We start from the raw sequence: 7379 nt of genomic DNA on the forward strand, positions 1-7379 counted from the left end.
GCCCCGGCGACGGGCGCCCCCGCCGGGGCGGCGTCGAGCACGGTGCCCGCCCACGCGACGACTGCCTCGGGGCGGATGCCGGGCGGGGAGTCCGGTTTCGGCTCGCAGATCCGGCTCGCCTCGGGTCTGGTCATCTCGGCGTCGTCGCCCGACACGTTCACTCCGAGCGAGAACGCCTACCCGCCGGCCGAACGCGCCGTCTCGGTCGGCATCGACGTCTACAACGGCTCCGATCAGCCGTACCGCCTCTCCAAGCTGTCGGTGACCGCGACCGTCGCCGGCGAGGAGGTCAAGCAGGTGCGGGATGCCGCCCGCGGGTACAACGGCATCGTCGACGCCGACAAGGACGTCCCCGTCGAGGACAGCGAGAACTTCACGCTCGCGTTCGCGGTTCCTCCCGACGACGTGCGACTCACCCTCAAGCTCTACCCGCACGGCTCGGACGGGGACACGGCGGTGTTCACCGGGGCCGTCTGAGGTTGACCGGGCCGTCCGAGGTTCACCGGGCCGTCCGAGCCGCGGGGACGGTTGGCTAGGCTGCCCGGCATGACCGAGCAGAAGCGGCTCTCCCCCGGCGACCCGGCACCGGACTTCACCCTCCCGGACAGCCGCGGCGAGACGGTGACGCTGTCCGAACTCCGCGGCCGGTCGGTGGTCGTGTACTTCTACCCGGCCGCGGCGACACCCGGCTGCACCAGGGAGGCCTGCGACTTCCGGGACAGCCTCGGCCGGCTGAACGACGCCGGGTACCGGGTACTCGGCATCTCCCCGGACGAGCCGGGCAAGCTGGCGAACTTCGCCGAGAAGGAAGGGCTGACCTTCCCGCTGCTGTCCGACCCGGACAGGACCGTGCTGACCGCGTGGGGTGCGTTCGGTGAGAAGAAGAACTACGGCCGCGTCGTGCAGGGTGTGATCCGCTCGACGTTCGTGGTGGACCCGGCGGGCACGCTCGCCGTGGCCCGGTACAACGTCAAAGCCACCGGCCACGTCGCCCGCCTGCTCCGGGAACTGGACCTGGAAGCCTGAGCGTCCCCCGTTCCGCCGGCGCGGCACGGGGGACGGAACGGGTTCCGGTCAGCGCGTGTCCGTCAGCTCCCGCAGCCGGGGCAGGAGGGCGCGCAGGGCCCTGCCCCGGTGCGAGCAGGCGTCCTTCTCCTCCGCGGGCAGCTCCGCCGAGGTGCGCCGGTCCCCCTCGGGGACGAAGATCGGGTCGTAGCCGAACCCGTTCTCCCCCCGGGGCTCGCGGACGAGTTCCCCGCGCCACTCACCGCGCACGACGGCCTCGTCGGACGGCGCGGTGCCGTCCGGCAGGGCCAGGGCCGCCGCACAGACGAACGCCGCACCGCGCCGGTCGTCCGGCACGTCGGTGAGCTGGTCCAGCACGAGCCGCAGGTTCGCCGCGTCGTCCCCGTGCGAACCCGCCCAGCGCGCCGACAGGACACCGGGCATCCCGTTCAGGGCGTCGACCGTCAACCCCGAGTCGTCGGCGACGGCGGGCAGGCCGGTGGCGCGGGCGGCGTCGCGGGCCTTGGCCAGGGCGTTCTCCTCGAACGTCGCGCCGGTCTCGGGCGCCTCGGGGAACGGTGCGACGTCGGCCATGCCGACGACCTCCACCCCGGCCACACCCGCTTCGGCGAGGATGCGGCGCAACTCGGCCAACTTCTTCGCGTTCCGGGTCGCCAGCAGGACCCGGACGGCGCCGCTCACTTCTTGTCCTTCGCCTTCTTCGACCGCGGGGGCTCCGGCAACTCACCCGGGTACGGCCCGGCCAGAGCCTCGGTCTGCCTCCGGGTCAGTTCCGCACACCCGTCGAGCGCCAGGTCCAGCATCGTGTCCAGGGTCGACCGGGTGAAGGTGGCACCCTCCCCGGTGCCCTGCACCTCGATCAGGGTTCCCGCGTCGGTGGCCACGACGTTCATGTCCACCTCGGCACGGGAGTCCTCCTCGTAGGGGAGATCGAGCCGCACACGACCGTCCACCACCCCCACGCTGATCGCCGACACGGCCGCCGACAGCGGCTTCGGGTCGGCCAGCCGTCCGGCCGCCCCGAGCCAGGTGGTCGCGTCGGCCAGCGCCACGTATCCACCGGTGATGGCAGCCGTGCGGGTACCGCCGTCCGCCTGGATCACGTCGCAGTCGATGACGACGGTGTTCTCCCCCAGCGCCGCCAGGTCGATGCACGAGCGCAGGGACCGTCCGATCAACCGGCTGATCTCGTGGGTCCGACCGCCGACCCGTCCCTTGATGGATTCCCGGTCACTGCGGGAGTGGGTGGCCGACGGCAACATGGCGTACTCGGCCGTGACCCACCCGAGTCCCGATCCGACACGCCAGCGGGGCACCCCCTCGGTCACGCTGGCGGCGCAGAGCACCCGGGTGTCGCCGAACTCGATGAGTACCGAGCCCGCCGGCCACTGCTGGTAACCGCGAGTGATCCGTACCTCGCGGAGCTGGTCGTCGTTCCTGCCGTCTTGTCGCACCACGCCTGGCAAGCCTAATGACCCCCGATCAGGCCCGCCGACGTGGGCGGGTCGTCACAGCTCGTAGACCCCGCCCTGCTCCACACGCTCGGTGGGCCCCGCGAACTCCGCACGCGCCTCGGCCAGGATCGACTCCCCGTCCGACCACGGTGACACGTGCGTGAGCAGGAGCCTCCCGGCTCCGGCACGGTGCGCCAGACCACCCGCCTGCTTCCCGGACAGGTGCAACGCTTCCGGCCGGTCCGGCGCCTCGGTCCAGCTCGCCTCGGCCAGCAGCACGTCGGCGCCGTGGGCCAGCTCCTCCAGCCCCGGGCACGGCCCGCTGTCCCCGGTGTAGGCGAGTGTGCTGGCGTCCTGTCCGATCCGGAAGCCGAACGACTCCGTGGGGTGCACGACCGGGACCGGCGTCACGGTGAACGGCCCGATCCGCCCGGTCGCGTGCCGCAGGGTGTGGAACTCGTACACGTCCGACAGGTCGGTCTCCAGCCGCTCCGACTCGTGCGGGGCGAAGGCGTTGGCGAGTCTGCGCGGGGCCTCACCGGGCGCGTACACCGGGAGACGGTGCGCGCGCGGATCGTACGGCGGGTCGGGGTGGTACCGGCGCAGCACCGTCAGCGCGCTGAAGTCGGCGCAGTGGTCGGGGTGCAGGTGGGACAACAGCAGCGCGTCCAGCCGGAACGGGTCCATCAGCGCCTGCATCCGGGCGAGCGTGCCGTTGCCGAGGTCGATCCCCAGCACGAAGCCGTCGGCTTCGAGCAGGTACCCGGAGGCGGCGCGGTCGGGACCGGGGATGCTGCCGGAGCAGCCCAGGATCGTCAGTCGCACGCCGCACACCTTGCCACGAGCCCGCACGGCATACCCCCGCCACGTGGTGGGCGGCACGCCCACCGTACACATCGCGGGCGGCACGCCCACCGTACACATCGCGGGCGGCACGCCCACCGTACACATCGCGGGCGGCACGCCCACCGTACACATCGCGGGCGGCACGCCCACCGTGCACGCAGGCGGCACGCCGACGTCACGGAGCGGCGAGCACCGTCCCACCGAGGCCCAGGAAGCGGTGCGCCAGCCGGGTGAACGGCTCCGGTTCGCCGGTGGCGACGAGCTCGTGGGCGGGTTCACCGTCCCGTCCGGTGAGCAGATCGCGCTCGGTGAGCACCCGCACGACGTCCTTGGCGGTCTCCTCGGCGCTGGACACGAGGGTGACCTCGGGACCCATCACCGTCTGGAGCACTCCGGTGAGCATGGGGTAGTGCGTGCAGCCCAGGATCAGGGTGTCCACCCCGGCACGGGTGAGCGGCTCCAGGTATCCCTGCGCGAGTCCGAGTACCTGCCTGCCCGAGGTGATCCCGCGTTCGACGAAGTCGACGAACCGCGGGCACGCCGTGCTGTGCAGGGTGACCCCGGTCGCGGCCGCGAAGGCGTCGTCGTAGGCGCGCGAACGGACCGTGCCCTCGGTGCCGATCAGCCCGATCCGGCCGTTGCGCGTCGTGGCCGCCGCCCGCCGCACGGCGGGCAGCACCACCTCGAACACCGGGATGTCGTAACGCTCCCGCGCGTCCCGCAGGCACGCGGCGGACGCGGTGTTGCAGGCGAGCACGAGCGCCTTCACCCCGCCCGCGACGAGGTCGTCGAGCGCGGCGAGCGCCAGTTCGCGGACCGTGGCGATGGGCAACGGCCCGTACGGTGCGTTCCGGGTGTCCCCGACGTAGCGCAGACGCTCGGCGGGGAGCTGATCGGCCACCGCACGGGCGACGGTGAGCCCGCCGACGCCGGAGTCGAAGATTCCGATGGGGGCATCGGCATCGGGAAGACCGGCGCCCGGGAAACCGGAGCTCGGGGCCGGATCCGGGGTGGCGGCGTTCAGGGTGGCGGCGTTCGGGGTTGCGGCCTGACTCACGCCCCGAGAGTACCGTCGGCGGTGCCCGCGGCCGGACGGTCCGCCCGGCCGACCACCCACGCCGCCAGGACACCGCCGACCGCGCCGAACAGGTGCCCCTGCCAGGACACACCCGGCGCACCGGGCAACACGCCCCAGAGCATCCCGCCCCAGAGCAGGAACAACACGACCCCGAGTGCGAGCTGCCGGAGACTGCGCGTGAACAGTCCGCGCACCAGCAGAAACGCCAACCATCCGAACGCGAGCCCGGAGGCGCCGACCGTCACGGTCCCGGGAGGTGCGGTGAACCACACCCCGATTCCGGCCGTGAGCCAGATGGTGAGTGTCACCCCGATCCACCGCGCGAGCCCACCGGACATGGCGAGGAAGGCGAACACCATCACGGGGACGGTGTTGGCGAGCAGATGCCCCCAACCGGCGTGCAGCAGCGGTGCCCAGGCGATGCCGTCGAGCCCGTCCACCGACCGGGCGACGATGCCGTTGCGGTCGAGATCGGTGGTGACAAGCACCACGTCGACCAGTTCGACGAAGTAGAGCAGCAGCACGAACGCGACCGCCACCGTGGCCGCCGACAACGGCCGCGGCGGCAACACCCTTCCGGTGCCCGACCGTCGCGCCCCGGACGCCGCACCGAACCCGTCCCTGTCCACACCCCCAGGCTACGGCGTCCGGATCCCGGGCCCCCGCACCTGCCCTGGTTGGCCCGTGAAGGGCACATCCCCTGCGTCAGGAGCCGTGAGGGGCACTTTCCCTGCGTTGAGTGCAGCGAATGTGCCCTTCACGGGACAACGGGTATGGGGCGGGTGGGTCAGGCCCAGAGTTGGCCGTCCAGGCGTTCGGCGGCCTCGTCGAGGGAGCCGCTGTAGGCGCCGGTCGAGAGGTACTTCCATCCCGCGTCCGCGACGATGAACGCGATGTCGGCGCTGTGCCCCCGGCTGAGGGCCTTGTTGGCGACCCCGAGGGCGGCGTGCAACACCGCACCGGTCGAGATGCCCGCGAAGATGCCCTCGTGCTCCAGCAGCTCGCGGGTCCGGCGCAGCGCGTCATAGGCACCGACCGAGTACCGCCCGCTGAGCACGTCCTCGTCGTACAGCTCCGGCACGAACCCCTCGTCGAGGTTGCGCAGGCCGTACACCAGTTCCCCGTACCGGGGCTCGGCCGCGATCACCTGCACGTCCGGCTTCAGCTCCCGCAGGTACCGCCCGACCCCGACCAGCGTGCCGGTGGTGCCCAGCCCACCCACGAAGTGCGTGATCGTCGGCAGGTCCTTGAGCAGCTCGGGCCCGGTGGTCGAGTAGTGTGCGTCGGTGTTGGCCGGGTTCCCGTACTGGTACAGCATGACCCAGTCCGGGTTCGTCTTGGCCAGTTCCTTCGCCCGCCGCACCGCCTCGTTGGACCCACCGGCCGCGGGCGAGTACACGATCCGCGCCCCGTAGGCCTGCAACAGCTGCCTGCGCTCGTCCGAGGTGTTCTCCGGCATGACGCAGACGAGACCGTAGCCCTTGAGTTTGGCGGCCATCGCCAGCGCGATGCCGGTGTTGCCCGACGTCGGTTCCAGGATCGTCGAACCGGGCCGCAGGTGGCCGTCCCGCTCGGCGGCCTCGATCATCGCCAGCGCGGGCCGGTCCTTGACCGAACCGGTGGGATTGCGGTCCTCCAGCTTAGCCCAGAGCCGCACGTCCCCGGCGGGTGAGAGCCGGGGCAGCCCCACCAGCGGGGTGCCCCCGAGCATGTCGAGCAACGACTCGTAGCGGGCCATGAGCACCGACCGTTCAGCGCGCGCCGCCGGCGACGGCGGGGAGGATGGTCATGCTGTCCCCGTCGGTGACCTCGGCGTCGAGGCCGCCCGCGAACCGGACGTCCTCGTCGTTGACGTAGATGTTGACGAAACGGTGCAGCTTGTCGTCCTTGACCAGGCGCTCCTTGAGGCCGCCGTGGCGGGCCTCGAGGTCGTCGATCACCTCCGCCACGGTCTTGCCGGACGCCTCCACCGACTTCTCACCGCCGGTGTGCGTGCGCAGGATCGTGGGGATGGAGACGGTCACGGACATGAAGTACCTCCACTGCGAAAGAGTTGACCTAGACACGGACGCCTGAACGGGCGGGGGTATTCCCGCGTGGCGCTCAGCGTTCGTCGGGGACGTCGTCGCTGCCGGTGTTGGCGAACATGTACGACTCGACCACGTCGTCCCGCGGCGTGCCGTCCTCGATGATCTCGACGGGTTCCTCGGTGACCTCCCCGTCCACGATCCGGTACGAGCGCAACTCGTGTTCCTCGGGATCCCGGGTCGAGACCAGCACGTAGTGCGCGAACGGCTCCTGCGCCAGCTTGATGTCCGTCCGGGACGGATACGCCTCGGTCGCGGTGTGTGAGTGGTAGATCACCACGGGCTTCTCGTCCCGGGCGTCCATCTCCCGGTACAGCTTGAGCAGGTCGGCGGAGTCGAACTCGTAGAACGTGGGCGAGCGCGCCGCGTTCACCATCGGCACGAACCGCTCCGGGCGGTCGGTGCCGTCGTCGGGACCGGCGAGGACGCCACACGCCTCGTCCGGGTGGTCGGCGCGCGCGTGCGCGACGATCGCGTCCACGAACTCACGGCGAATCTGCAACACGCCCCTGAGTCTACGTCCCGCCGATCGGCTGTTCACACCGTGAGAAGACACAGGTCACGCCGTGAACAACGTCTCGTCCCCCGGTTCGGTGAGCGCCGCGTTGGCCAGCGCCGACTGGCATGCGGTCAACCGCACCAGGTCCCGGTCGCGGTCGCGGGTGTGTGCGGTGGTCCAGTCCACCCGGGCCGCCCACCGGGGACGCGGCAGCAGCACCGTCTGCGCCTGCCCCAGTGCGGTGAACATCGCCGCCACCGCCTGCCGGTCGAGCGTGACGGTGGGGGAACCGGGTAGTTCGGTCCTGGCCTCGTCCAGCGACGCGACCGTGTCCCGCACCGCGGCCAGCAGCCGCGCCCGCAGGGCCGGGCCGTGCGCACGGCGGAACC

Annotated in this window: 10 protein-coding genes and 1 pseudogene; 2 read left to right on the forward strand and 9 right to left on the reverse strand. The window is 71.7% G+C overall.

Going from position 1 to position 7379, the window contains the following annotated elements; genetic code table 11:
* Both SACHA_RS0106450 and bcp read left to right on the forward strand, forming a co-directional pair.
* On the forward strand, window positions 1–477 hold a 477-nt coding region (locus tag SACHA_RS0106450; RefSeq protein ID WP_157601616.1), incomplete at its 5' end, for a hypothetical protein.
* A 69-nt stretch (window positions 478–546) separates the two neighbouring features.
* Complete coding sequence (gene bcp / locus SACHA_RS0106455; protein WP_019808118.1) at window positions 547–1026, forward strand: thioredoxin-dependent thiol peroxidase; 480 nt, start codon at window positions 547–549, stop codon at window positions 1024–1026.
* Between the two features lie 48 nt (window positions 1027–1074).
* Here the strand turns inward: bcp and rdgB are convergent, their stop codons facing one another.
* From rdgB to SACHA_RS20650, 9 genes and pseudogenes are all read right to left on the reverse strand, one after another.
* The gene (gene rdgB, locus SACHA_RS0106460) at window positions 1075–1707 is read right to left on the reverse strand and encodes an RdgB/HAM1 family non-canonical purine NTP pyrophosphatase (protein ID WP_019808120.1); all 633 of its coding nucleotides are present in this window, start codon (window positions 1705–1707) and stop codon (window positions 1075–1077) included.
* Entirely contained in the window at window positions 1704–2483 is a 780-nt protein-coding gene (gene rph / locus SACHA_RS0106465) for a ribonuclease PH (RefSeq protein ID WP_019808124.1), read from the reverse strand. Before rph ends, rdgB begins: the two co-directional genes overlap by 4 nt.
* A 51-nt stretch (window positions 2484–2534) precedes the next feature.
* Window positions 2535–3305, reverse strand: coding sequence for an MBL fold metallo-hydrolase (locus SACHA_RS0106470; RefSeq protein WP_019808125.1), 771 nt, complete (start codon window positions 3303–3305; stop codon window positions 2535–2537).
* A gap of 196 nt (window positions 3306–3501) precedes the next feature.
* Window positions 3502–4275 carry a glutamate racemase gene (gene murI / locus SACHA_RS0106475; RefSeq protein ID WP_028662946.1) on the reverse strand — a complete coding sequence of 258 codons (774 nt, stop codon included), beginning with the start codon at window positions 4273–4275 and terminating at the stop codon, window positions 3502–3504.
* 104 nt (window positions 4276–4379) lie between these two features.
* The gene (locus SACHA_RS0106480; protein WP_019808129.1) at window positions 4380–5033 is read right to left on the reverse strand and encodes a rhomboid family protein; all 654 of its coding nucleotides are present in this window, start codon (window positions 5031–5033) and stop codon (window positions 4380–4382) included.
* Window positions 5034–5191: 158 nt separating this feature from the next.
* The gene (locus SACHA_RS0106485) at window positions 5192–6142 is read right to left on the reverse strand and encodes a PLP-dependent cysteine synthase family protein (protein WP_019808131.1); all 951 of its coding nucleotides are present in this window, start codon (window positions 6140–6142) and stop codon (window positions 5192–5194) included.
* Between the two features lie 13 nt (window positions 6143–6155).
* Window positions 6156–6434, reverse strand: coding sequence for a MoaD/ThiS family protein (locus SACHA_RS0106490; RefSeq protein ID WP_019808133.1), 279 nt, complete (start codon window positions 6432–6434; stop codon window positions 6156–6158).
* Between the two features lie 73 nt (window positions 6435–6507).
* A complete protein-coding gene (locus tag SACHA_RS0106495) occupies window positions 6508–6996 on the reverse strand; it encodes a Mov34/MPN/PAD-1 family protein (RefSeq protein ID WP_019808135.1) in 489 nt (162 codons plus the stop codon).
* Window positions 6997–7050: 54 nt separating this feature from the next.
* Window positions 7051–7379, reverse strand: a pseudogene (locus tag SACHA_RS20650) (hypothetical protein); the annotation flags it as partial.

It is taken from the genome of Saccharomonospora halophila 8, from assembly GCF_000383775.1.
Lineage (GTDB): Bacteria > Actinomycetota > Actinomycetes > Mycobacteriales > Pseudonocardiaceae > Saccharomonospora > Saccharomonospora halophila.